Genomic DNA, 22,832 nt, shown 5'->3' with positions numbered 1-22,832 from the left:
AACCCATGAGCTTCCACTGAAGAGTTCACTCCCGCGCGGTGACGGCCACCTTTCCCTCCGCGTGCCCGTCCTCGACCGCCGCGACGGCCTCCGCCGCGTCGGCGAGCGGCAGGATGCGGCTGATCGTCACCTCGGCCTTCCCCTCCGCGAGGAGTGCGGCGACCTGCGCGTAGATCTCCCGGGTGCGGCGGCGCTCGACACCGGAGCCGCCGAGTTCCCCGGCCTGCTGCGGGTCGGCGACGCTGATGATGTTCACCGGGTCCCCGACCAGCCCCGCGCCCTCGGCGAGGACGTCGCCGCCGACGAGGTCGAAGAGTGCGGTGGGCTCATCGACGACCGCCCGCACGCGGTCGACCCACCCCTCGCCGGACTCGACGTGGGTCCCGCCCAGACGCGTGACGACGTCGCGTTTGCCCGCCGAGGCCACGCCCACGACCTCCACGCCGCGGGCGCGGGCCAGCGAGGTGACCGCGGTCCCCACTCCCCCGCCGGCACCGATGACCACCAGGGTCTGCCCCCGGCCCAGGTTCAGGTGATCGAGCACGTCGTAGGCGGTGGCGTAGGCGACCGGGATGCAGGCCGCATCCACCACGTCGAGCCCGTCCGGTACCGGGGTGGTGGACGCGGCGTCGAGAAGCACCTGTTCGCCGAAGGCGCCGTGCCCGGAGGCCGCCGAGCCGAAGACCTCGTCGCCGGGGGCCACGTGGTCGACGCCCTCGCCGACGGCGAGCACGCGGCCGGCGGCCTCCCGCCCCATGGCCATCGGGAAGTTCACCTCGAAGGTGTTGGCGCCCTCACGGGTGTTGAGGTCGCCCGGGTTGACGGAGGTGGCGAGCATCTCGATGAGCACCTGGCCGGGGCCGGCGACGGGCTCGGGGACGTCGATGATTGAGGCGACCCCGGGGCCGCCGTGTTCAGTGAAGCCGAAGATTTTCATGGCTCCGATGGTAGGTGGAATCCCGTGCCCGCCGGTCGGCTTCGCGCCCACCCCGGCGGGCACGGGCATCACCGACCGTGACCGACAGTGGCTGGGTCGGAGCCTCGAATTCGCCTCAGCCGCGGAGAGCCCGGCCCGGATCCCGGTCGGCCCGGTTCGAGGCGCCGCGGATCAGTCCGACGAACCGTAATCCCGAAGGTTGAACAACAAGCTCAAGCCTCCCCGCCGACCTGGGCACCTGGATGGATGGACGAGCGACAGCTGCGGCGTTCGCCTTCACCAACCCATTTTTATCTCGGCAACGAGAAGAAAGATCCCGCAGACTGCGGGCTGGAGCGCTCCTCGTCAAGGCCCGAAATGTCCACTTTCACTTCCATCCCGGTCCAAAGGTGCCCCATTCCGGTCGGGAACTGGTGTGGCTAGGGATTGCACCCGTGGAGGATCAGGGAGAACACGCTCACTTCGGGGCGCCAGCTCTCGATGTTCCAGACCGGTTTATTTCCGGCAAAAGCCATGTGACAGTTGAGCTGCTGGACGAGGGAGGCGGTGGGTTGGATGCCCTTCGACTCCAACTCCGGTCCGGGGTTGGCGGTGAGCGCGGATGAACCCGTCGTGCGGGCCTGGTCCGTCGGATGGATATGGTAGACCCTACCCTTGGTGTTATCGGCCGTGGTGTAGGAGTCGATCACCTCAGCCTGGGCGATCAGGGGGGCGGTGGTGACTGCGGCGGCGACGGCTGCTGCAGCGAACGTGGTGTAGCGCATAGGGCCTCCTCTCGAAGTGGGCTGGGTCGGTGCTCCCAGCCCTCTGCAAACTCGGGTGAATGGGTTAACGCCGTGGGTGAACAAGCGGATGAGCCCGGCGGTGGAGGTAGCGGTGTCGGGGTTGATCTTCTTCTCGGATGTCTCCTGTTGGTCGTGGGGACACAGACCCCGGGGGCGGAAAGATGCCCTGTTCCTGTGCGGAGAGCAGGGTGGGGACCGGTGACCGGTCGACCACCTCCGACCCCTCTCGATCCGGCTGCAACCTCAAGCCTCGGCCCCTGTCGGGATTCCGTGACCGCGGCCACCCCGGAACGCCGGAGTCGTGTGCGTCACGGCTGCCGCATGGAAATCTTATCTTACTTTAAGGTTCACGGTGATTTTTTTAGGATTTATTAATCTGAAGATTTCGCGGGAAGTGGCCCGACACAGACTGAAGGCACCAGAAAAGCGGCCCTCAACCAGGTATTTGGTGAGGCGCCTGAGAGATCACGGGGATGGAGGTCATGGTCGTCGGTGTGGTCGGGTGATACACCGGTGGGTGGTCCAGACCTGTCGGACGAGACGTCGGATGACGATGGTCGCGTTGGTCAGGGCCAGAAATTCCTCGATCCGAGGCGGCCTGGGCAAATCCAGCATCGGCAGGTTCTACCTGACCCAGGCACTGGTCACCGCCGCCTGCCGACCCGACTACACCGCCCGCTTCTACCGGCTCGACGACCTGACCCACCAGCTGGCCGTCCTGGGCCGCACCGATCCGCGGCGTATCGAACTGCTCGCCGACATCCGACACCTGCGGCCTGCTGTCCTGGACGGCTTCCTGACCACCCCGACCAGCCTGACCAGCGCCGGCACCCTGCTACCGGATGCCCACCCGAGTGCCACCGGCTCCCTTGACCGGGAAGAGCCAGCCGCTCGTTGAGCTTGCCTTGCGGTGCAGTACCCCCGATGAAAAGACGCGATCTACGTCGATTGGCACAAGGTCAATGTTCTCTTTGCCCCGGAGGGCACCGAGAGCGCTCATGCGGGAAGAGTCGAAGAGCCAGGGACCTCAACACTGGAGAACAGTGGAACGAGCTTGGTTTCTTCTCCCGCCGGACAGTCAACACTTACCGGGCCGAATATGGTTCATTGCCCGGGATGTCCGTCAGTGACCGGCTCGAAGAGCCATGGAACTCACTGGGCGGGCGCCACCGGCCCTGGCATCAGTGGCTATGGTCTGGAGAGTTTCGGGGAGTTTCGCCGGAAACCCCCTCCCCTTCCAGCGTTCCTGCTGGTAGTGGTACCCCCAGTCGGGCTCGAACCGACACTGTGCCGATTTTAAGTCGGCTGCCTCTGCCAATTGGGCTATGGGGGCTTCGGGCCTGTGCCCACGGAAAGAGTGTAGGCGACTCCTCCCGCTGTCTTATACTCGGCCTTTCTCCAACTCGTCGGCGAGCCCCGCGACGATGCCGTCGAGGATGTCCTTCTCCGAGATCACGAAGGTGTCCGCGGAGGTGTTGCGCTCGATCATCTCCATGATGCCGTCGACGATCACGCTGCCGCCGCCGATGACGTCGGCGCGTCCCGGGTGGATGACGGGGTTGAGCGCGCGGGTGTCCGCGGAGGTCTCGATGAGGTGCCGGGTCATCAGCCGCAGGGCGTCGAAACGCAGCTCGGAGCCGTGGATCTCGTTCGGGTCGTAGCTCTCCAGCCCCTGCGCCAGCGCCGAGAGCGTGGTGAAGGTGCCGGCGCAGCCGACGAAGGTGGCGGCCTTGCCCACCGGCACGATCTTCTCGACGTCCGCGACACGCTCGGCGACGTACTCGCGCGCGATCTCCACCTCGGTCTCCGTCGGCGGGTCAGAGCGCATGATGCGCTCGGTCAGACGCACGCAGCCCATCTGGGCGGAGTGGGTGCCCAGCAGCTCACCGTCGGCGTTGCCGACGACGAACTCGGTGGAGCCACCGCCGAGATCGATGACGCAGAAGGGGCCGCGGTCCGGGTCTATGTCGGTGATCGCGCCGCGGAAGGACAGCAGCGCCTCCTCCTCGCCGGTGATGACCTCGGCGCGGGCGCCGGGGCTGATGCGGCCGAGCAGCTCGCCGGTCATGGCGAAGAAGTCCTCGCGGTTGGATGCGTCGCGGGTGGCGGAGGTGGCCACCATCCGCACGGCCTTGACCTGTTCGAACTCCATGATCCCGACGAAGCGCTCGAGTGCGACGCGGGTGCGCTCGATGGCCGCGGGGTCGAGTTCCCCGGTGGCGTCGACGCCCTTGCCCAGGCGGACGATCTCCATGGTGCGGTGGATCTCGGTCATCCGCGGGCCCTCGACGTCACAGACGAGCAGGCGGATGGAGTTGGTGCCGCAGTCGACGGCTGCTACCCGGGTCACCTAGTTCACCCCCGCGTTGCTGAAGTCGAACTGCCCCGGGTCGATGCCGAGTTCCTCGACGGTCGGCCAGTCCTCCGGGATGGCGGTTCCGCGCAGCTTGCCGTGCTCGGCGGCCAGGGCGACGGACTCCGTGCCGAGCCGGAAGCGCTCCGGCCCCTCAGACAGGGCGTAGGCGATGAGCACGTGCAGGCACTTCACCCGGTCGGGCATGCCGCCGCCGGAGAAGTCGGTGCCCAGATCCTCGATGGCGTTGCGCTCGGCCAGGTAGTGCTCGTGGGCGGCGCGGTAGTCGGCGGCCAGCTCGGCGTCCTCGGCCAGCCGGGCCTCCATCCACTTCATGACGTGCGCGACCTCGAGGCGGGAGGCCTCGGCGGTCAGGCGCGGGTCGGTGAGGTAGTAGAGGGTGGGAAACGGGGTGCCGTCCGGCAGCTTCGGGGCTGTCTTGACCACACCCGGCACGCCGTCCGGCGAGTAGTAGGAGATCTCGAGAACTCCGCGTGGCTCCCGGCCCAACTGCTCGGCGACGACGGCCAGCTCTGTTTCAGTGACACTCATGGGCGTCATTGTCTCATGAGCGTGGGCATGACGCGCTACTGCACTGCGTCTTCCGGCGCGGCCGGGGCTTCCGCCGGCGGCTCGATCGGCATGTGGGTGTCGATGTCCTCGGGTTCCGGTTTCGGCGGTTCGGCGATCGACCCCCACAGGATCTCGTACCAGGGCTTCGGCTCATCCCCCTCATCCTCGGAGGTGGTGGTGGCCGGGTCCTGCTCCATGGCGGGGTCGATGATGCGGAAGGCGGTCTCGCCCGGTTCGATCAGTCCCAGGCGGCGGCGCGCCTCCTCGCGGATGAAGGCCTCGTCGTTGTAGCGCTCGATCTCCTCGAGGAGGAGTTCCTTCTCGAGCTCCTTCGCCGCGATCGACTCGTTGAGGCGGGCGATCTCGGAACGGCCCTGGAAGTAGTTGCGCAGCGGCACCGCGATGGCCGCGAGGATGAGGATGGTCACGACCACGAGCACGCCGATCTCGGCGGTGCCCAGACGGACCTTGGGACGGCGGGGCTTCCTGCGCGCCGCACCCTCGGCGTCCCGACTGGACACCGGAACCGTGCGGCGCCGGCGCGGCCGCTCCCGGGGCTTCTCATCCTGCTGTGCCATAGGATCCCGATCTTAGCGGGCAGTCGCACCCGCCCCGGCTACGACCCGAGCCCCGCGGCACACTTGTCGACGACCGCCTGACACCGCGCGACAAAGCCCCGCCTTCCCCGCCCCTGACGCGTGGGGAGGCGGGGACGACGGGGCCTCGGCAGGCGCCGGGCGGGAACTTAGCCCCGGAAGCGCGGGAAGGCGGAGCGGCCGGCGTAGACGGCGGCGTCGCCCAGCTCCTGCTCGATGCGCAGCAGCTGGTTGTACTTGGCCACGCGCTCGGAGCGGGCCGGGGCGCCGGTCTTGATCTGGCCGCAGCTCAGTGCGACGGCGAGGTCGGCGATGGTGGTGTCCTCGGTCTCGCCGGAGCGGTGGGACATCATGGTGCGGTAGCCGTTGCGGTGGGCCAGCTCGACGGCGTCGAAGGTCTCGGTCAGGGTACCGATCTGGTTGACCTTGACCAGCAGGGCGTTGGCGGCCTTCTTGTCGATGCCCTCCTGCAGGCGGGCCGGGTTGGTGACGAAGAAGTCGTCGCCGACCAGCTGGACCTTGTCACCGATGGCGGCGGTCAGGGCGACGTAGCCGTCCCAGTCGTCCTCCTGCAGCGGGTCCTCGATGGAGACGATCGGGTACTCGTTGACCAGCTCCTCGTAGACCTTGGACATCTCCTCGGCGGTGTGCTCGCCGCCCTCGAAGTGGTACTTGCCGTCACGGAAGAACTCGGAGGAGGCGACGTCTAGGGCCAGGGCGATGTCCGAGCCGGCCTGGTAGCCGGCCTTCCCGATGGCCTCGACGATCAGGTCGAGGGCGGCGCGGGTGGACTCGACGGAGGGGGCGAAGCCGCCCTCGTCACCCAGGCCGGTGGACAGGCCCTTGTCCTTGATGACCGCCTTCAGCGCGTGGTAGACCTCCGCACCCTGGCGCAGGGCCTCGGAGAAGGACTCCGCGCCGATCGGGGCGATCATGAACTCCTGGACGTCGACGCCGGAGTCGGCGTGCGCGCCGCCGTTGAGGATGTTCATCATCGGCACCGGCAGGGTGTGGGCGTTCGGGCCACCGATGTAGCGGTAGAGCGGCAGACCGGCGGCGTCGGCGGCGGCGCGGGCCACGGCCATGGACACACCGAGGATGGCGTTGGCGCCCAGGCGGGATTTGTTGTCGGTGCCGTCCAGGGTGAGCATGGCCTGGTCGATCAGGCGCTGATCGTCGGCCTCGAAGCCGGCCAGTTCGTCGGCGATCTCCTCGTTGACGTTCTCGACGGCCTTCAGCACGCCCTTGCCCAGGTAGCGGTCGCCACCGTCACGCAGCTCGTGAGCCTCGTGGACGCCGGTGGAGGCACCGGAGGGGACCCCGGCGGAACCGTGGGAACCGTCGTCGAGGAAGACCTCGGCTTCGACGGTCGGGTTGCCCCGGGAATCCATGATCTCTCGGGCGAAAACGTGAATGATGTCAGCCACTTGTGGCCTCCTATTGCCATCGTGATGTGAATTCGTGATGTGTCAGTTGCGCCCCACCCGTCGGCCGGGCCGTGGTCCGGGAAGGCGCCGGGGCGTACCCGCGGGTAATTCTTCCAGAAAAACAACCGCCGTGAATGACCCTTGTCGTGCGGGCACGGGCAATGTGACCTAAACGGCACCGGTCAGGGGGATGAAAGGCACATGTGGTGCAGTGCCGGCTGCTTTTGGGGTCGGTCGGTGGCCGGCAGCAGTGGACTCGGGCGGATTCTCCCGCGTTGTGCGGGCATTCCTTCACCACTACGGGCGCCCACTGACAGACATGGCTTCCCTGATCAACCACGTGGAGGATTTCTGCGATCGATGAGGTATCCCCCCAGGCCGAAGACCGCTAGAGAAGCAATTGTCACGAACGAAGTGGTTTGTGTGGAGTTTTCCACCGCATCAGCCAGGAGATAGGGCGTCACGAAAGCTATGACAACGGAAACGAGGATGCCGATCACCGTGAATTTCATTCCGCTCCTTCCTTGGTGCCCACCAGTTGCACCGCATTACTATTGCGCCTTCCAGAGAAACCTCTCAAGCTCCCGGGTGTCTATTTACTGTGGCCGGGGGCCGTCCATCCAGCACGGCATTGCATCCTATTCTGGAGGAACGCTCCGAATTCGCCTGAAGAAGGCAAAGACGTGACTCAGCACCTGCTCAGTGATGGCGCTTGTCGCGGCGGGCGTTGCGCCAGTTGAGCATCAAACAATCAGCTGAATGCAGGGAGAAAAAGCCGAAATTCAGCAGGACTTTGGCCAGTTTGAGGCTGAGAACGAACCGATCGAATTCCAGGACAACGGCACTGCCCACAAAGCAGGCTCTCGAACCGGCATGAATCCACCGGAACCAGGGGGAACTGGCTGCGCGGTCTCTCCGGCACCGAAGGAAGCCGCCGCCGGACCACGGTTCAGCACAAGCTACCCCTACCCCATCGGTGGCAGCGGTTGCCGGGCGGACTACCGGGCGGGCTGGCGCAGTGCGTAGGAGGCGGCGGCGTCGCGGACGTTGATCAGGTACTCCCGCGACTGGTTATAGGAGAGGATCGCCTCAGACCAGCCCTCCGGGGTCGCCAGGTTGCGTCCCCCGGCGCACAGCAGATGCGCGGAGCCGAGGGCGGCGTCGTCGATCTGGTGGGGATCGGCCGTCCCGTCGCCATTGGCGTCGCGGCCGTAGCGTTCCCAGGACTCCGGGATGAACTGCATCGGCCCCACGGCGCGGTCGAACTGGGTGTCGCCGTCGAGCACGCCGCCGTCGGTGTCGCGAACCTCCGCCACACCCGGCCCGCCGTCGAGCGGGATACCGGTGATCCGCGGGGTGGCGTAGCCCTCGGCGTTGATCTCGCTGCGGTTGAACAGGTTGCCCGAGTAGGTGCCGTGGCGGGTCTCCACCCAGCCGAGGCCGGCGAGGGTGTTCCACTGCAGATTGCACTCCGGCCAGGCGTCCGCGGCGATGAGTTCGGCATTGCCGTAGGCACGCAGGGCCGGGGCCGGGATGCCGGTCTGCTCCGCCAGCGGCTCGGCCCAGAAGCTCAGTTTATCGCTGGTGCGTCCGGCGGCGTGGACGTCGATGGACGGGACCTCGGCCCCGGCTGCCGGGGGCACGTTGTCCGGCACCGGCTGCAGCTGGCGGACGGGGCTGGAGACGTCGAGGAAGGACAGCAGCCACCCGACGGCCGCGATGACCATGATCACCGCGAGCACCACCCCGCAACCACAGCCGGCTGCCCGTCGAACGCCATTACCCATGGCGGTCGATACTACCGGCCGGAGTCTGCGGGACCGATTCGGCTGGCAGACCGGTTCGCGTAGCGTTCTCCGGCAATTTGCTGTGAGCTCGCCCCTCCAATTGGTTACCCCCGGAAACTAACCCTAGTCGTTCACAACAGGCACTCCCGTTACTTGAGTCACTATGGTGAGGTTGGTTTCCGTTTCTGACACCCCATCACTGACCCGAGAGGTACTTCATGAAGCTCCGTAACCTGCTGGCCACCGCCGGCGCCACCGTCATCGCCGCCACCGCCCTCGCCCCGGCCGCCTCCGCGCAGAATCTCGGCGAAGAGTTCATCGCCGATCTCAACTGCGACCACTTGGAGACCGCACTGACGACCCTCGACTTCGTCGACGAGGACACCACCCGCAACGAGCTGGCCGCTGAGATCCGTGAATTCGGCGACATCGAGATCGACCTCGGCCCGCTGCCCAGCGTGGTCGTCCAGGCCTACTACGCGGGCCAGATCGCCGACCGTGCCCTCGAGTGCGGCATTGTCGACGAGGACCCGGCGTCCCCGTTCGCCGCCAGCTCCGAGTTCCTCGAGAACCTCGGCCTGCCGGGCGTGCCGGAGCTGCAGGCCCTGTCCAGCTTCTGAGCGTCCGCCCCGAATCAGAAGGTCGATCCCGCTCAGTCGATCCCACGCACTGGATCGACCTGGCGGGTCGAATTCAGCCCCAGGATCGACCTGGCGGGATCGGGTTAAGGGAAGCCCCGCACCCGCCCAGCAGAACCACGAAGGCGCGGTTCCTCCCCGGAACCGCGCCTTTCGCATACTTCAGGGAGCCGCGTGCCGGCCGCCGGCCTCCTCGATCCGCCGCTCCCGTGCCTTGCCCTCGCGCCACAGGCGTTCCTGCTCCTGTTCGGAGACCATGCCGGTGCTGCCGTCGAACAGATACGGCGCCCGCGAACGCAGCTTCGCGACGAAGCTGCCCGCCACGTCGCTGAAGTCGAAGGCCCCGCGCCGGGAGGCGAGTTCGGCGTGGAAGAACACCTGCAGCAGCACATCGCCGAGCTCCCGGCACAGCTGCGCCTCATCCCCGGTCTCACCCCACTCCCCGACAGCCTGGGCGAACTCGCCGGTCTCCTCCGTCAGGTAGGGCAGCAGCGATTCGTGCGTCTGGGAGGCCTCCCACTCCCCCATCGACCGCGCGCGCGTCATCGCGTGCAACGCATCACGGACCGGGTCCTTCCGGCTGGGGGCGGCAATGACGTCGTCCCCGGCGTCGACACGCTCCACCACCCGCGGGTCGCGCTCATTCGTGCTCACCAGCACCCCGGGCCCGTCGGGGCGCACGAGGTCACCGAAGTTCCAGCGCACGTTCACCGGCACCTCGTCGGTGTAGGCCACCGGGCCGGCGAGCCGGCCGTACGCCTCCAGCGGGATCATCGATGGCCAGCGGTCGTCGAGCAACAGCACAGTCATGGCAAACATCCTAGGCCCACTTGCGTTTCCTCCGGGGAAGGCACGGAAGGTAGGTTGAGCTGGTGTCCGACCCCACTGAGATCTCGTCGACCGCCGGGACCACCTCCCCCTCCGCGGATTCGCCCCGTTCCCACAGCGTCCACATCAGGACGCTGATCGCCCTGATCATCGGCTCCACCGTCGGTGCCGGAATCTTCTCCCTGCCGCAGAACGTCGCGTCCGTCGCCGGACCGGGCGCGCTGCTGATCGGCTGGGTGATCGCGGGCGTCGGCATGCTGTCCGTCGCCTTCGTCTTCCAGGTGCTGGCCGTGCGCAGGCCCCACCTCGATTCGGGCGTGTACTCCTATGTCCGTGCCGGTCTGGGCGACTACATCGGTTTCACCTCCGCGTGGGGGTACTGGCTCGGCTCCGTCATCGCGCAGGTAGGTTACGCCACGCTGTTCTTCTCCACGATCGGCCACTACGTGCCGTTCTTCTCCGCGGAGAACCGGTGGATCTCCGCGCTCTCCGTCTCCCTGCTGACCTGGGTGATCTTCCTCGCGCTGACCCGCGGGATCAGGCAGGCGGCGTTCATGACGACGGCCACGACCGTCGCCAAGCTGCTGCCGATCGCCGCCTTCATCCTGCTGGTGGCCTTCCTCGGCTTCTCCTGGGACCGGTTCACCCTCGACTTCTGGGGACAGGACGGCTCACTCGGCTCCGTCTTCGACCAGGTGCAGGGCATCATGCTGTTCACCGTGTGGGTGTTCATCGGCGTCGAGGGCGCGTCGGTGTACTCCAAGCAGGCCCGTTCGCGTAACGACGTCGGCCGGGCCACCGTCGTCGGCTTTCTCGCCGTGCTCGTGCTGTTGGTCTCGGTGTCCACGCTGTCCTACGGCGTGCTCACCCAGGAGGAGCTGGCCATACTGCCGGATAACTCGATGGCCTCGGTGCTCGAGGCCGTCGTCGGCCCGTGGGGCGCCGCGTTGATCTCGCTGGGCCTGTGTTTGTCCGTGCTGGGCGCGTACGTGTCCTGGCAGATGCTGTGCGCCGAGCCGATCGCGCTGATGGCCTGGGACGGCCTGCTGCCGCGTCGCCTGGGTGCCGTGAACCGGGCCGGTGCCCCGTGGGCGGCTCAGCTGGTCTCCACCGCGGTGATCCAGCTGACGGTGGTCATCTTCTTCCTCAACGAGACCGCCTACGTGTCCATGGTGCAGCTGGCCACCGTTCTGTACCTGGTGCCCTACCTGTTCTCCGCGTTGTACCTCGTACTGCTGGCCACCCGTGGGCGCGGGGTGACCCACCCGCATGCGGGCACCCGGTTCAACGACTCGGGGCCGTCCGTGGGACGGGCGGACAACCGGCGCCACCTGTTCGTCGGGCTGCTGGCGCTGGTCTACTCCCTGTGGCTGTTCTACGCCGCGGACCTGACCTACGTGCTCTTCGGTGCCCTGGCCGTCGCCCCTGGTCTGATTCCGTATGTGTGGACGCGTCGGCGGGCGCGGGAACGGGCGTTCAACTCCTTCGAGTGGTGCGTGGTCGCGGTGGTGCTCGCGGCCGCGGCCTACGCCGTATGGGGGTTGGCCACCGGGGCACTGACTCTGTGATTTTGCTTTGGTCTGCGATACTGGGTCCAATCTGATGAATGACTGAGGAGAATCCCCTGTGCCCCAGACCCTGACGCCGCTTTCGTCCCCGCTGCTCGACCAGGTGACCGACAGCCCCGGTGGCTGGACCGGTCTCGCCGCCACCGGGGAGTGGGCCGCCGAGGTCCGCCGCCTGGCGGCCGAGCGCAACGCCGTCATCCTCGCGCACAATTACGAGATCCCCGAGATCCAGGACATCGCCGACTACACCGGCGACTCCCTCGGGCTCTCCCGCATCGCCGCGGAAACCGACGCCGAGGTGATCGTCTTCTGCGGCGTGCACTTCATGGCCGAGTCGGCGAAGATCCTCTCCCCGGAGAAGACCGTGCTCATCCCCGACGAGCGTGCCGGCTGCTCGCTGGCCGATTCCCTGACCGCGGAGCAGCTGCGCGAGTGGAAGGCCGAACACCCCGACGCCCTGGTGGTCTCCTACGTCAACACCACCGCCGACGTGAAGGCCCTGACGGACGTGTGCTGCACCTCCTCCAATGCCGTCGACGTCGTCGCCTCCCTGCCCGCCGACCGGGAGGTGCTCTTCGGCCCCGACCAGTTCCTCGGCGCGCACGTCAGGCGCGAGACCAGCCGGGAGAACATGCGCATCTGGGCCGGTGAGTGCCATGTCCACGCCGGTATCTCCGGCCCAGAGCTCGCCCGCCGGGCCGAGGCGAACCCGGACGCCGACCTCTACATCCACCCCGAGTGCGGCTGCGCCAACTCCGCGCTCTACCTCGCCGGTGAGGGCATCGTCGCCCCGGAGCGGGTGCACATGCTCTCCACCGGCCAGATGCTCGACGCCGCCGGGAGCACCGGATCCGGCTCCGTGCTGGTGGCCACCGAGGTGGGCATGCTCCACCAGCTGCGCAAGGCCGCCCCGGAGATCGACTTCCAGCCCGTCAACGACCGGGCGTCCTGCGCCTACATGAAGATGATCACCCCGGCCGCGCTGCTGCGTGCCCTGGCACTGGGCACCGACGAGGTCGACGTGCCCGCGGACACCGCCGACGCCGCGCGCGCCTCGCTGGAGCGCATGATCGCGATCGGCAATCCGGGTAGCGGGGAGTAGCGGCCCAGCCTGCGTGCCACCCGGGCCGGGGCGTGGACCCCCACCCCGGCCCGTACCGGGAAGGCGCAGGTAGCGGTGGTTTCAGCAGGGCCCACCGAGCGTCGGTGAGACCGTGGCGGATCCCGGGACGACTAGCCGGGCGACTTCCTGCCCGTGCTCCACAGGCGCCTCCTCAGCTGTGCCCGTCCCGCACGGACGTTTCAGTCTCGACACCGTGCTGCAAGGTCCTTTTGACCGTGCACAGTTTCTCGATGAACTTCTCGGACCGGGAGATGAGCTTGTCCCGCTTTTCAGGGTCCAGCCCTGCCATATCCGTGCTGATCGTGGTGATGAGCTTGTCCAGGCGGTTATCTTCCGGGTCCTGGACGGCTTCCACAGTCGTGGTGGCTGCAAAGTCCTTGCCGAGCTGACTAGTCAGCTGCGGCTCGGCGGACATGGCGGCACAACCGGCGATCGCGGCCTGCAGCAGTTCCACCGGAGAGAAAACCCCTTCCTCACCCGGTGAGCCGATACGTAGTTCAGCGTCGCCGGCGCTGCGGACGGTATAGGTGTTGATGCCACTGCGCTTGGCGGTCACGTTCGGGATCGGCTTGTCCTCTGCCACGGAAACCACGTCCTTTCTGGATTGACGGCGTCGACGGCACTGACGCCGCCAAAAGTATCCCAGGGGCCAGGTGGGCACGCCCATGCTGATGGCACCGGGGACACCGTTCGCAACCACGGGGGCGAAGGCATGCGCACCCGACGGCGAGGGGGCGAGTTCGCCGCCGGGGCAGCTCCTGGACTGAAAGGTCTACTCGCTGACCGAGAAGACCTTCCTTTTCTTCTCCACCGGCTTCCTGCCGCCGGTGACGTCGATCTCGTCCAGGTCGAACATCTTCGACAGGAAATCGGCCATCCACTGCAGCAGCTCGACGTCGCGCAGCTTCGGGTCGGTGACGTTGCGCCCCGCCTTCGGGAAGGACAGCTGGATCGCCTTGGCCGCCGCGCGGTAGTTCGAGCCCGGGAACAGCCGCTTGAGCCGCACCTGCCTCGAATCCGACAGGTCGACGGGGTGGACCTTGATGCGGGTGCCCTGGACGATGATGTCGGAGACCCCGGCGCGACGGGCCTGGTGTCGCAGGCGGGCCACGGCCAGCAGCCGGGAGACCTCCTCCGGCACGGGGCCGTAGCGGTCCTCCATCTCCTCGATGACCAGCTGCAGGTCCCGGTTGTCCGCACTGGCCGCCAGCTTGCGGTAGACCTCCAGGCGCAGGCGCTCGGAGTTGATGTAGGACTCGGGGATGTGCGCGTCGACGGGCAGGTCGATGCGGATCTCCTTCGGGCCGGTGTCCTCCGTGGCGTCGATCGGCTTGCCCTGGGCCAGCGCCCGGAAGGTCTCCACGGCCTCTCCGACCAGGCGGACGTAGAGGTCGAAGCCGACGCCCGCGATGTGGCCGGACTGCTCGGCGCCGAGGACGTTGCCGGCGCCGCGCATCTCCAGATCCTTCATCGCCACGGCCATGCCGGCGCCCAGGTCGTTGTTCTGCGCGATCGTCGCCAGGCGGTCGTAGGAGGTCTCCGTCAGGGTCGCGCCCTTCGGGTAGAGGAAGTACGCGTAGCCGCGCTCGCGGGAGCGCCCCACGCGCCCGCGCAGCTGGTGCAGCTGGGACAGACCCATGTGGTGGGCGTTCTCCACGATCAGGGTGTTGGCGTTGGCGATGTCCAGGCCCGTCTCGACGATCGTCGTGCACACCAGTACGTCGTACTCCCGGTCCCAGAAGCCCTGGACGGTCTGTTCCAGCAGCTCCTCGCTCATCTGCCCGTGGGCGATGACGATGCGTGCCTCCGGCACCAGCTCCCGCAGTTCGCGGGCCTTCTTCTCGATGTCGGAGACCTTGTTGTGGATGTAGAAGACCTGGCCGTCGCGCAGCAGCTCGCGGCGGATCGCCGCGGCGACCTGCTTGTCCTCCTGTGCGCCGACGTAGGTCAGGACCGGGTGACGGTCCTCAGGCGGGGTGAGGATCGTCGACATCTCGCGGATGCCGGCCATGGACATCTCGAGGGTGCGCGGGATCGGCGTGGCGGACATCGTCAGCACGTCGACGTGGGTGCGCAGGGCCTTGATGTGCTCCTTGTGTTCCACACCGAAGCGCTGCTCCTCGTCCACGATGATCAGGCCGAGGTTCTTCCAGTGCACACCGGTCTGCAGCAGGCGGTGGGTGCCGATGACGACGTCGATGTCGCCGTCGGCCAGGCCCTTGAGGATCTCCTTGGACTCCTTCGCGGAGGTGAAGCGCGACAGCCCGCGGATGGTCACCGGGAAACCGGCCATGCGCTCCTCGAAGGTGTTTTGGTGCTGCTGGGCCAGCAGCGTGGTGGGCACGAGCACCGCGACCTGGCGGCCGTCCTGCACGGCCTTGAAGGCGGCGCGCACCGCCACCTCGGTCTTGCCGTAGCCGACGTCGCCGACGATGACGCGGTCCATGGGGATGTCCTTCTCCATGTCCTCCTTGACCGCGTCGATGGCCATCATCTGGTCCTCGGTCTCGACGAAGGGGAAGTTGTCCTCCATCTCCGTCTGCCAGGGCGAATCGGGGGCGAAGGCGTGCCCCGGCGCGGACTGACGCTTGGCGTAGAGCTGGACCAGCTCGCCGGCGATCTCCCGGACCGCGGCCCGGGCCTTCTTCTTCGTGTTCTTCCAGTCGGAACCGCCCATCTTGGACAGGCTCGGCTGCTCGCCACCGGAGTACTTGCTCAGCAGGTCGAGCGACTCCATGGGCACCCACAGCTGGTCGGCGGGCTGCCCGCGCTTGGACGGCGCGTACTCGAGGACGATGTACTCGCGGCGCGAGGTCTCGTCGCCGGAGTTGATGGTGCGCTCGGCCATCTTGAGGAAGCGGCCGATGCCGTGGGTCTCGTGGACGACGAAGTCGCCGGTCTTCAGCGCCAGCGGGTCGACGCGGTTGCGGCGCTTGGCGGGGCGGCGCTTGGCGCCGGCGATGTCACCGACCCGGTTGCCGGTCAGATCCGTCTCGGTGACCACGACCAGCGGCAGTGCATCCGCGTCGCGGGGCTTGCGTACCTTCGGGAACACCAGGCCGGCGTGGCTGAGCGCCCGGTAGAGGGTGACCTCGCCGGGGCTCGGTTCCCAACCGGGCGTCGCCACGCGCGCGGGGATGCCCTTCTCCTTGAAGCGGTCGACCATGCGCTTGATCGCGCCCTCGGCCGGGGCGATGAACGCGGCGCGTCCGCCGGCCATGGTGTGGGCCAGCAGCTGCGCCATCATCTCGTTGATGGCCTCGAGGTCGCCGCGCGGGCGGGGGCCGGGCTCGAGCTCCAGCGGCAGGGTGTCGGCCTCGTCGGCGAGGTACATGCCCGGCGGGGCGAAGGTCCACCAGGGCAGACCTGTGTTGCGGACGGTGACCTCGAGGGAATCGTAGGAGCGGTAGGACGACGCGGTGAGATCCAGCCCCTCGGCGGCCAGGGGGCCGTCGGCGCCCATCGCGGCGGCCTCCCAGCCGGCGGCGAGGAATTCGGCGTCGGTGGTCTCCAGATCGTTGATGCGGGTGCGGATCTTCTCCGGTGCCATGAGCACCACGTGCGTGCCATCGGGCATGAACTCGGGCAGGGTGACCATGGGCGTGTCGACGAGCGCGGGGATCAGCGCCTCCATGCCGTCGGCGGGGATGCGGTCGCTGAGCTTGCTCAGCAGCTCCACCAGGGTCGGGTTGCCCGGGTGCCGGACCGCCAGCTCGGAGGCGCGCTGGGCGATGGCGTCGGTGACCGGCAGTTCGCGGGCCGGGTAGATCTCCACCTCGCCGACCTCGATCTCGGGGATGGTGCGCTGGTCGGCGACGGAGAACTGGCGGATCTCGGAGATCTCGTCGCCCCAGAACTCGATGCGCACGGGGTAGTCCAGGGTCGTCGGGAAGACGTCCAGGATACCGCCGCGGGTAGCGAACTCGCCGCGCTTGGCCACCATGTCCACGTGGTTGTAGGCGCGGAAGACCAGCTGTTCGGTCAGCGCCGAGAAGTCGTGTTCGGTCTCCTCGGCCAACCTGATCGGCTCGCGGCCCTCCACGGTCTCGAGCAGCGGCTGACAGAATCCGCGGGCGGCGGTGACCACGACGCGCAGGTCAGCCAGGTGGTCGAGGACCCGCGCCCGGTGGCCGATGATGTCCACGCCCGGGGACAGACGCTCGTGCGGGAGGGTCTCCCAGGACGGGAAGAGGGCGACCCTGTCCCCCATCATCGCCCTGAGCTCGGCGGTCAGATCCTCGGCCTCGCGCCCGGTGGCGGTGACCACCAGCACCGGGGCGTGGTGCGCGAGCGCGCCGACCGCCCAGGGACGCGCCTGGTCGATGCCGGTCAGGTGCAGGTTCCGCTCCCCGACGTGGGAGATGAGTCCCTTGATCTTCGGGTCCGTCGCGGCGACCTTGAGCAGGCCCGCGAGCATCGCCGGCTCCTTCTTCGGGGCGTTCCGGTTCTTCTGTGCGGTGGCCATCTACTCCTCCCCCACTGCGGTCGTCGGGGTGGGGGCCACGGTGACTTCCGGTGACAGCGACGGATCCGCCTCCATCCCGGCCAGCCCGTTCCAGCACAGGTTGACGATGTGCGCGGCGACGATCTCCTTCGCCGGGGTGCGTTCGTCGAGCCACCACTGCGCGGTCATGGACACCATGCCGACGAGTGCCTGGCCGTAGAGGATGGCGGCGTCCGGGTTGAGCCCGTGGCGGGTGAAGGAGTTGGCCAGGATGTGGGAGACCTGCCCGACGGCCGTGTTGAGCAACGTGGAGTAGCTGCGGTCCTGGCCGGGCACGGAATCGCGGACGAGGATGAGGAAGCCGTCGGTCTCCTCCTCCACGTAGGTCAGCAGGGCGATCACGGCCTGTTCGATGCGGACCCGCGAACGTCCCTTCTCCAGCGACTCGGTGATCACCCGCTCCAGGTGGAGCATCTCGCGGTCGACAACGACGGCGTAGAGCCCCTCCTTGCCCCCGAAGTGCTCGTAGACCACCGGCTTGGAGACTCCCGCCCGCTGGGCGATCTCCTCCACGCTGGTGCCCTCAAAGCCCCGCTCGGCGAAAACCGCTCGCCCGATCGAAATGAGCTGTTCCCGGCGTTCCTTGCCGGTCATCCGCTGTCGAACCATGGATACCACCCTATCCCGGCGCGGGTTATTGCTCCCACCCGACGGTCAGGTACTCTATTGCTGCGCACACGGCGCGGTTCCCCATGGTGTAATGGCAACACTACGGTTTTTGGTACCGTCATTCCAGGTTCGAGTCCTGGTGGGGAAGCACCACGGCACCGCCCGCGGAGATGGATGTCTCTGCGGGCTTTTCGGTGCCCCGGAAGGGGCGATCCCGGGCGCTTATCGACGCCACCTCGCGTCGACCATGAGTGTCGCGGGGCGGTACTACGATCACCACCGATCGCCGTCGTCCACTCTGGCCGACGGATCCCGACAGGAAGGCCGAGACACTCCAATGAGCAACCAGGACCCCACCGCCGGGAAGAACGGGGACACCGAGGAACACGAGGAATACAACGCCCGGAGATTCATCTGGTCGAACGGCCTGCAGGGCGTGGGCGACCAGATCGTGGCCGCCAAGACGGTGCTGCCGTGGATCCTGCACGCGGCCGGCGCGCCCGGATTCTTCGTCGCGCTGCTTGTCCCCGTCCGCGAATCGGGCTCCATGCTCCCCCAGGCGGCCTTCACGCCGTGGGTGACCACGCAGCGCAGCCGGAAACGGATCTGGGTCCTCGGGTCGGTCGGTCAGGCGGTCGCCGCCGCCCTGATCGCCCTGTCCGCCCTGCTGCTGGAGGGCGCCGCGCTGGGCGCCGCGGTCGTCGTGTTCCTCGCGGCACTCGCCCTGTTCCGCTCGCTGTGCTCGATCGCGTCGAAGGACGTGCAGGGCCGGACCATCTCCAAGGGCAGGCGCGGGCGCATCACCGGCCGGGCCACGGCCCTCGGCGGCGCGGTGGCGATCATCGTCGGTGGAGCCCTGGGTCTGGCGGGGCCGGAGATCCCGCGCTGGGTCCTCGCCGCCCTCATCTTCGCCGGCGCGGCCGCCTGGGCCGTCGCCGCGCTGGTGTTCCACACCATCGACGAGCCCGTCTCGGAGGAGGAGCCGCAGGGGCTCCACCGGGGCTGGTGGGCCGACACCTGGGAGCTGTTCACCGGGGACCGCGACTTCCGGCGCTTCGTCATCGTGCGTTCACTGCTGCTGGTCACGGCCCTGTCGACGGCGTTCATCGTCACCCTCAGTCAACAGATCGGCCACGACCTGACCGGCCTGGGGGCCTTCCTCATCGCCTCCGGTCTGGCCGCCTTCGTGGGCGGGCGCATCTCGGGCATCTGGTCGGACACGTCGTCGAAGAACGTCATGTCCCACGGCGCCCTGGTCGGCTCGCTGATTCTCCTCGTCCTGGTCGCGTGCGCGCAGTGGGCCCCGCAGGCGGTCAACGCCTGGGTCTTCCCGCTCGGTTTCTTCGTGGTCAACCTGGCGCACACGGCCGTGCGTGTCGCCCGCAAGACCTATGTGGTCGACATGGCCGAGGGTGATCAGCGCACCCGCTACGTCGGCGCGGCGAACACCCTGATGGGCGTGATTCTGCTGCTCGTCGGCGCCGTCTCCGGCGTGGTGGCCATGGCCGGCCCGCAGGCCGCCCTGCTGTTCCTGGCGGCGATCGGTCTCGTCGGTGTGGTCACCGCCCGTCGGCTGCGCGACGTCTCCGGCGGGGACGAATGAGCGCGTGCGCGGGGTCCCGGCGATATGCTGGTCCGGTACGCGAGCCTGTGCGATCCACGGGCCTGAACCCGAGCTGACCGGAGGAACCGCCACCGTGTCCATCCCCACCGACTGCGCCGTCGTCGTGCTGGCCGCCGGAGCCGGCACCCGCATGAAGTCCGACAGGCAGAAGACCCTCCATGAGATCGGCGGGCGCAGCCTGCTCTCCCATGCCCTGCACGCCGCCGCCGGCCTGAAGCCCGCGCACATCGTCGCGGTCGTCGGCCACCAGCGCGACCAGGTCTCCCCCGCCGTCGACGCCGTCGCCGCCGAGCTCGACCGCGAGGTCCTCCAGGCCGTGCAGGCCGAGCAGAACGGCACCGGTCACGCCGTGCAGTGCGGCCTGGAGCCCGTCCCGGACTTCTCCGGCACCGTCATCGTCACCAACGGCGATGTCCCGCTGCTGACCGCCGAGACGCTGACCTCCCTCTACCAGGCGCACACCGCCGCCCCGACCGCCGTGACCGTGCTGACCATGCGTCTTCCCGACCCGACCGGTTACGGCCGCATCGTCCGCGACGACGACGGTGAGGTCACCGCGATCGTCGAGCAGAAGGACGCCACCGACCAGCAGAAAGCCATCGACGAGGTCAACTCCGGTGTCTTCGCCTTCGACGCCGCGGTGCTGCGCGACGCGCTCGGCCAGCTGAAGTCCGACAACGCGCAGGGTGAGCTGTACCTGACCGATGTGCTCGGCATCGCCCGCGAGGCCGGCCACCCGGTCCGCGCGCACGTGGCCACCGACCCGCGCGAACTCGCCGGCGTCAACGACCGCGTCCAGCTCGCCGCCGCCGGTCGTGAACTCAACCGGCGCACCGTCGAGGCCGCCATGCGCGCCGGCGCCACGGTCATCGACCCCGAGTCCACCTGGATCGGCGTCAACGTCCGCGTCGGCCGCGACGTCACCATCCACCCCGGCACCCAGCTGTGGGGTGCCACGGCCATCGGCGACGACGCCGTCATCGGCCCGGACACCACCCTGACCGACATGACCGTCGGCCGCGGCGCCTCCGTGGTCCGCACCCACGGCGAGCGCTCCGTCATCGGCGCGAACGCGACCGTCGGCCCGTTCACCTACATCCGCCCGAACACCGTCCTGGGCGAGGACGGCAAGCTCGGCGGCTTCGTCGAGGCGAAGAACGCGACCATCGGCCGCGGCTCTAAGGTCCCCCACCTGACCTACATCGGCGACGCCACCGTCGGCGAGGAGTCCAATATCGGCGCCTCGTCCGTCTTCGTCAACTACGACGGCGTGACCAAGCACCACACCACCATCGGTGACCACGTGCGCACCGGCTCCGACACCATGTTCATCGCTCCGGTGACCGTCGGTGATGGCGCGTATTCGGGGGCGGGTACAGTAATCCGCGAGGACGTTCCCCCGGGGTCTCTCGCGGTCTCCGGCGGCCCCCAGCGCACCATCGAGGGCTGGGTCGAGCGGAAGCGTCCCGGAACACCTGCAGCCGAGGCCGCGAAGCGCGCCCGGGGCAACGCAGCGAAAAACGCAGCTACCGACCAGGAAGGCTAGAGCAGCGAATTATGACTGCCCACTGGAAGCAAACCCACAAGAACATGATGCTGTTCTCCGGGCGTGCGCACCCCGAGCTCGGGGAGGCCGTGGCCCGTGAGCTCGGGATGGAGCTCACGACCACCGACGCCCGCGACTTCGCCAACGGCGAGATCTTCATCCGCTTCGGGGAGTCCGTCCGTGGGTCCGACTGCTTCGTCATCCAGGCGCACAACAAGCCGCTGAACAAGTGGATCATGGAACAGCTCATCATGATCGACGCGCTCAAGCGTGGCTCCGCCAAGCGCATCACCGCGATCCTGCCGTTCTACCCCTACGCCCGTCAGGACAAGAAGCACCGCGGCCGCGAGCCGATCTCCGCCCGCCTCATCGCCGACCTGCTGCAGGCCGCCGGCGCGGACCGCATCGTCTCCGTGGACCTGCACACCGACCAGATTCAGGGCTTCTTCGACGGCCCGGTCGACCACATGCACGCGATGCCGATCCTCACGGACTACATCAAGTCCAAGTACCCGATGGACAACCTGTGCGTGGTCTCCCCCGACGCCGGCCGCGTGAAGGTCGCCGAGAAGTGGGCGAACACCCTGGGCGACGCCCCGCTGGCCTTCATCCACAAGACCCGCAGCGTCGACGTGGCCAACGAGGTCACCGCCAACCGTGTCGTCGGTGAGGTCGAGGGCAAGGACTGCGTCCTCCTCGACGACATGATCGACACCGGCGGCACCATCGCCGGCGCCTGCCGGGTGCTCAAGGAGGCCGGCGCCAAGTCCGTCCTCATCGCCTGCACCCACGGCGTCTTCTCGGACCCGGCCCGCCAGCGCCTCAACGACTGCGGCGCCGAGGAGGTCATCACCACCGACACCCTGCCGCAGGACACCGAGGGCTGGAACAACCTCACGGTGCTCTCGATCGCCCCGCTGCTGGCCCGGACCATCAGCGAGATCTTCGAGAACGGTTCCGTGACCACTCTCTTCGAGGGCGACGCCTAAGTCCTCCCTCCGGTCGGTCTCCGCCCCGGTCGCCTCAGTTACTGAGGTGGCCGGGGTTTTTCCGCTGCTGTCCCCTCCGCCCGCCGCTACTCTGGCTCCTGCAGGGCCTTCCGCGCTCAGGTGCCGGGAGGCTTCACTGAGCGCCGACCCGCTCCGGGACGGCAGAGGAAAGGACAGCCATGAGCACATTCAACGGGAAGGTCGCCCTGGTCACCGGCGCGGCCAGCGGTATCGGCGAGGCCGTCGCCAGGGATCTGGCCGCCCACGGCGCCCGGGTCGTCGTCACCGACATCAATCTCGAGGGCGCCGAGGGCGTCGTCGAGGCCATCCGGACCGACGGTGGCGAGGCCGCCGCCTTCCGCCAGGATTCCGCCGGCGTGGAGGACAACAGGGCGGCCGTCGGGTTCGCGGTCGAGACCTTCGGCGGGCTGCACTACGCGGTGAACAACGCCGGTATCGGCGGCACCGGCGAACCCCACGGCGAGCTCGACATCGAGAAGTGGAGGCGCGTCATCGACATCAACCTCAACGGGGTCGCCTACGGCATGCGCTACCAGCTCGAGCAGTTCCTCCGCCAGGACGACACCGCGGGGTGCGCCATCGTCAACATGGCCTCCATCCACGGCAGCGTCGCCGCCCCGGACAACTCCGCCTACACCGCCGCCAAGCACGGCGTGGTCGGCCTGACCAAGAACGTGGCCGTCGAGTACGCCCCCAGGGGCATCCGCATCAACGCGGTCGGCCCGGCCTACATCGACACCCCGCTGCTGGGAAACCTGCCCGACGAGGTCCGCGACGCGCTGGTGGGCCGCCACCCCATCGGCCGCCTGGGCCGTTCGGAGGAGGTCGCCTCCCTGACCCGCTTCCTGCTCAGCGACGAGGCGTCCTTCATCACCGGCTCCTACCACCTGGTCGACGGCGGTTACACCGCGATCTAGCCCCCGC

The 22,832-nt window shown here is 68.1% G+C and carries 20 protein-coding genes, 1 tRNA gene and 1 pseudogene; 8 read left to right on the top strand and 14 right to left on the bottom strand.

Translation table 11 applies throughout. The features are described from left to right. Positions 1-25: 25 nt before the first annotated feature. From A605_RS04935 to A605_RS15795, 3 genes and pseudogenes are all read right to left on the bottom strand, one after another. A complete protein-coding gene (locus tag A605_RS04935) occupies positions 26-937 on the bottom strand; it encodes an NADP-dependent oxidoreductase (protein ID WP_015400402.1) in 912 nt (303 codons plus the stop codon). A 419-nt stretch (positions 938-1,356) separates the two neighbouring features. Then, entirely contained in the window at positions 1,357-1,701 is a 345-nt protein-coding gene (locus tag A605_RS04930) for a DUF2599 domain-containing protein (protein WP_015400401.1), read from the bottom strand. Between the two features lie 501 nt (positions 1,702-2,202). Continuing rightward, positions 2,203-2,310, bottom strand: a pseudogene (locus tag A605_RS15795) (IS5/IS1182 family transposase); the annotation flags it as partial. Between A605_RS15795 and A605_RS04925 the strand changes: the two are divergent. After that, complete coding sequence (locus A605_RS04925; RefSeq protein ID WP_015400400.1) at positions 2,270-2,620, top strand: P-loop NTPase family protein; 351 nt, start codon at positions 2,270-2,272, stop codon at positions 2,618-2,620. The pseudogene A605_RS15795 and the gene A605_RS04925 sit on opposite strands and share 41 nt — an antisense overlap. Before the next feature lie 358 nt (positions 2,621-2,978). On the opposite strand, the gene A605_RS04920 is transcribed toward A605_RS04925, so the two are convergent. From A605_RS04920 to A605_RS04895, 7 genes are all read right to left on the bottom strand, one after another. After that, a tRNA-Leu gene (locus tag A605_RS04920) sits at positions 2,979-3,055 on the bottom strand. Positions 3,056-3,103: 48 nt separating this feature from the next. Further along, entirely contained in the window at positions 3,104-4,072 is a 969-nt protein-coding gene (locus tag A605_RS04915) for a Ppx/GppA phosphatase family protein (protein WP_015400399.1), read from the bottom strand. Next, positions 4,073-4,627 carry a DUF501 domain-containing protein gene (locus A605_RS04910; protein ID WP_015400398.1) on the bottom strand — a complete coding sequence of 185 codons (555 nt, stop codon included), beginning with the start codon at positions 4,625-4,627 and terminating at the stop codon, positions 4,073-4,075. A gap of 35 nt (positions 4,628-4,662) precedes the next feature. Then, the gene (locus A605_RS04905; RefSeq protein ID WP_015400397.1) at positions 4,663-5,226 is read right to left on the bottom strand and encodes a septum formation initiator family protein; all 564 of its coding nucleotides are present in this window, start codon (positions 5,224-5,226) and stop codon (positions 4,663-4,665) included. Between the two features lie 167 nt (positions 5,227-5,393). Beyond that, entirely contained in the window at positions 5,394-6,671 is a 1,278-nt protein-coding gene (gene eno, locus A605_RS04900; protein ID WP_015400396.1) for a phosphopyruvate hydratase, read from the bottom strand. 332 nt (positions 6,672-7,003) lie between these two features. Continuing rightward, on the bottom strand, positions 7,004-7,183 hold the full coding sequence (locus A605_RS15260) for a hypothetical protein (protein WP_149029383.1): 180 nt from the start codon (positions 7,181-7,183) through the stop codon (positions 7,004-7,006). A gap of 486 nt (positions 7,184-7,669) precedes the next feature. Next, positions 7,670-8,458, bottom strand: coding sequence for a lytic transglycosylase domain-containing protein (locus A605_RS04895; protein ID WP_027004318.1), 789 nt, complete (start codon positions 8,456-8,458; stop codon positions 7,670-7,672). Between the two features lie 218 nt (positions 8,459-8,676). Between A605_RS04895 and A605_RS04890 the strand changes: the two genes are divergently transcribed. Continuing rightward, positions 8,677-9,078, top strand: a complete 402-nt coding sequence (locus tag A605_RS04890) for a hypothetical protein (protein WP_015400394.1) — start codon at positions 8,677-8,679, stop codon at positions 9,076-9,078. A gap of 180 nt (positions 9,079-9,258) precedes the next feature. On the opposite strand, the gene A605_RS04885 is transcribed toward A605_RS04890, so the two are convergent. Further along, positions 9,259-9,906, bottom strand: coding sequence for a MazG nucleotide pyrophosphohydrolase domain-containing protein (locus tag A605_RS04885; RefSeq protein ID WP_015400393.1), 648 nt, complete (start codon positions 9,904-9,906; stop codon positions 9,259-9,261). An 80-nt stretch (positions 9,907-9,986) separates the two neighbouring features. Here A605_RS04885 and A605_RS04880 point away from each other — a divergent pair, with 80 nt between their 5' ends. Beyond that, entirely contained in the window at positions 9,987-11,492 is a 1,506-nt protein-coding gene (locus A605_RS04880) for an amino acid permease (RefSeq protein WP_027004317.1), read from the top strand. Between the two features lie 58 nt (positions 11,493-11,550). Next, positions 11,551-12,594: a quinolinate synthase NadA gene (gene nadA / locus A605_RS04875; protein ID WP_015400391.1), complete on the top strand. Its 1,044-nt coding sequence runs from the start codon at positions 11,551-11,553 to the stop codon at positions 12,592-12,594. A 172-nt stretch (positions 12,595-12,766) separates the two neighbouring features. Here the strand turns inward: nadA and A605_RS04870 are convergent, their stop codons facing one another. From A605_RS04870 to A605_RS04860, 3 genes are all read right to left on the bottom strand, one after another. Then, a complete protein-coding gene (locus A605_RS04870) occupies positions 12,767-13,198 on the bottom strand; it encodes an OsmC family protein (RefSeq protein ID WP_015400390.1) in 432 nt (143 codons plus the stop codon). Between the two features lie 189 nt (positions 13,199-13,387). Continuing rightward, entirely contained in the window at positions 13,388-17,032 is a 3,645-nt protein-coding gene (gene mfd, locus A605_RS04865; RefSeq protein ID WP_027004315.1) for a transcription-repair coupling factor, read from the bottom strand. Between the two features lie 48 nt (positions 17,033-17,080). Further along, entirely contained in the window at positions 17,081-17,728 is a 648-nt protein-coding gene (locus A605_RS04860; protein ID WP_034990679.1) for a TetR/AcrR family transcriptional regulator, read from the bottom strand. Positions 17,729-18,065: 337 nt separating this feature from the next. Here A605_RS04860 and A605_RS04850 point away from each other — a divergent pair, with 337 nt between their 5' ends. The 4 genes from A605_RS04850 to A605_RS04835 all read left to right on the top strand — a co-directional run bounded on the left by A605_RS04850 (position 18,066) and on the right by A605_RS04835 (position 22,825). Beyond that, on the top strand, positions 18,066-19,331 hold the full coding sequence (locus tag A605_RS04850) for an MFS transporter (protein WP_015400387.1): 1,266 nt from the start codon (positions 18,066-18,068) through the stop codon (positions 19,329-19,331). Between the two features lie 94 nt (positions 19,332-19,425). Next, positions 19,426-20,898 (top strand): bifunctional UDP-N-acetylglucosamine diphosphorylase/glucosamine-1-phosphate N-acetyltransferase GlmU, encoded by a 1,473-nt coding sequence (gene glmU, locus A605_RS04845; protein WP_015400386.1) that lies wholly within the window; start codon positions 19,426-19,428, stop codon positions 20,896-20,898. A gap of 11 nt (positions 20,899-20,909) precedes the next feature. Further along, positions 20,910-21,887, top strand: coding sequence for a ribose-phosphate diphosphokinase (locus A605_RS04840; RefSeq protein WP_015400385.1), 978 nt, complete (start codon positions 20,910-20,912; stop codon positions 21,885-21,887). 179 nt (positions 21,888-22,066) lie between these two features. Next, positions 22,067-22,825: an SDR family NAD(P)-dependent oxidoreductase gene (locus A605_RS04835; protein WP_015400384.1), complete on the top strand. Its 759-nt coding sequence runs from the start codon at positions 22,067-22,069 to the stop codon at positions 22,823-22,825. The last annotated feature ends 7 nt before the right edge of the window (positions 22,826-22,832 follow it).

Source organism: Corynebacterium halotolerans YIM 70093 = DSM 44683, assembly GCF_000341345.1.
Lineage (GTDB): Bacteria > Actinomycetota > Actinomycetes > Mycobacteriales > Mycobacteriaceae > Corynebacterium > Corynebacterium halotolerans.
The sequence above is the reverse complement of the archived record's forward strand: the minus strand, read 5'-3'. Positions and strand labels throughout refer to the sequence as shown.

What these genes read in the sequence shown, in the direction of transcription:
- A605_RS04935 (WP_015400402.1), bottom strand. Translation starts at nt 937, where the DNA reads ATGAAAATCTTCGGCTTCACTGAACACGGCGGCCCCGGGGTCGCCTCA.
- A605_RS04930 (WP_015400401.1), bottom strand. Translation starts at nt 1,701, where the DNA reads ATGCGCTACACCACGTTCGCTGCAGCAGCCGTCGCCGCCGCAGTCACC.
- A605_RS04925 (WP_015400400.1), top strand. Translation starts at nt 2,270, where the DNA reads ATGACGATGGTCGCGTTGGTCAGGGCCAGAAATTCCTCGATCCGAGGC.
- A605_RS04910 (WP_015400398.1), bottom strand. Translation starts at nt 4,627, where the DNA reads ATGAGTGTCACTGAAACAGAGCTGGCCGTCGTCGCCGAGCAGTTGGGC.
- A605_RS04905 (WP_015400397.1), bottom strand. Translation starts at nt 5,226, where the DNA reads ATGGCACAGCAGGATGAGAAGCCCCGGGAGCGGCCGCGCCGGCGCCGC.
- A605_RS15260 (WP_149029383.1), bottom strand. Translation starts at nt 7,183, where the DNA reads ATGAAATTCACGGTGATCGGCATCCTCGTTTCCGTTGTCATAGCTTTC.
- A605_RS04895 (WP_027004318.1), bottom strand. Translation starts at nt 8,458, where the DNA reads ATGGGTAATGGCGTTCGACGGGCAGCCGGCTGTGGTTGCGGGGTGGTG.
- A605_RS04890 (WP_015400394.1), top strand. Translation starts at nt 8,677, where the DNA reads ATGAAGCTCCGTAACCTGCTGGCCACCGCCGGCGCCACCGTCATCGCC.
- A605_RS04885 (WP_015400393.1), bottom strand. Translation starts at nt 9,906, where the DNA reads ATGACTGTGCTGTTGCTCGACGACCGCTGGCCATCGATGATCCCGCTG.
- mfd (WP_027004315.1), bottom strand. Translation starts at nt 17,032, where the DNA reads ATGCTCGCGGGCCTGCTCAAGGTCGCCGCGACGGACCCGAAGATCAAG.
- A605_RS04860 (WP_034990679.1), bottom strand. Translation starts at nt 17,728, where the DNA reads ATGGTTCGACAGCGGATGACCGGCAAGGAACGCCGGGAACAGCTCATT.
- A605_RS04850 (WP_015400387.1), top strand. Translation starts at nt 18,066, where the DNA reads ATGAGCAACCAGGACCCCACCGCCGGGAAGAACGGGGACACCGAGGAA.
- A605_RS04840 (WP_015400385.1), top strand. Translation starts at nt 20,910, where the DNA reads ATGACTGCCCACTGGAAGCAAACCCACAAGAACATGATGCTGTTCTCC.
- A605_RS04835 (WP_015400384.1), top strand. Translation starts at nt 22,067, where the DNA reads ATGAGCACATTCAACGGGAAGGTCGCCCTGGTCACCGGCGCGGCCAGC.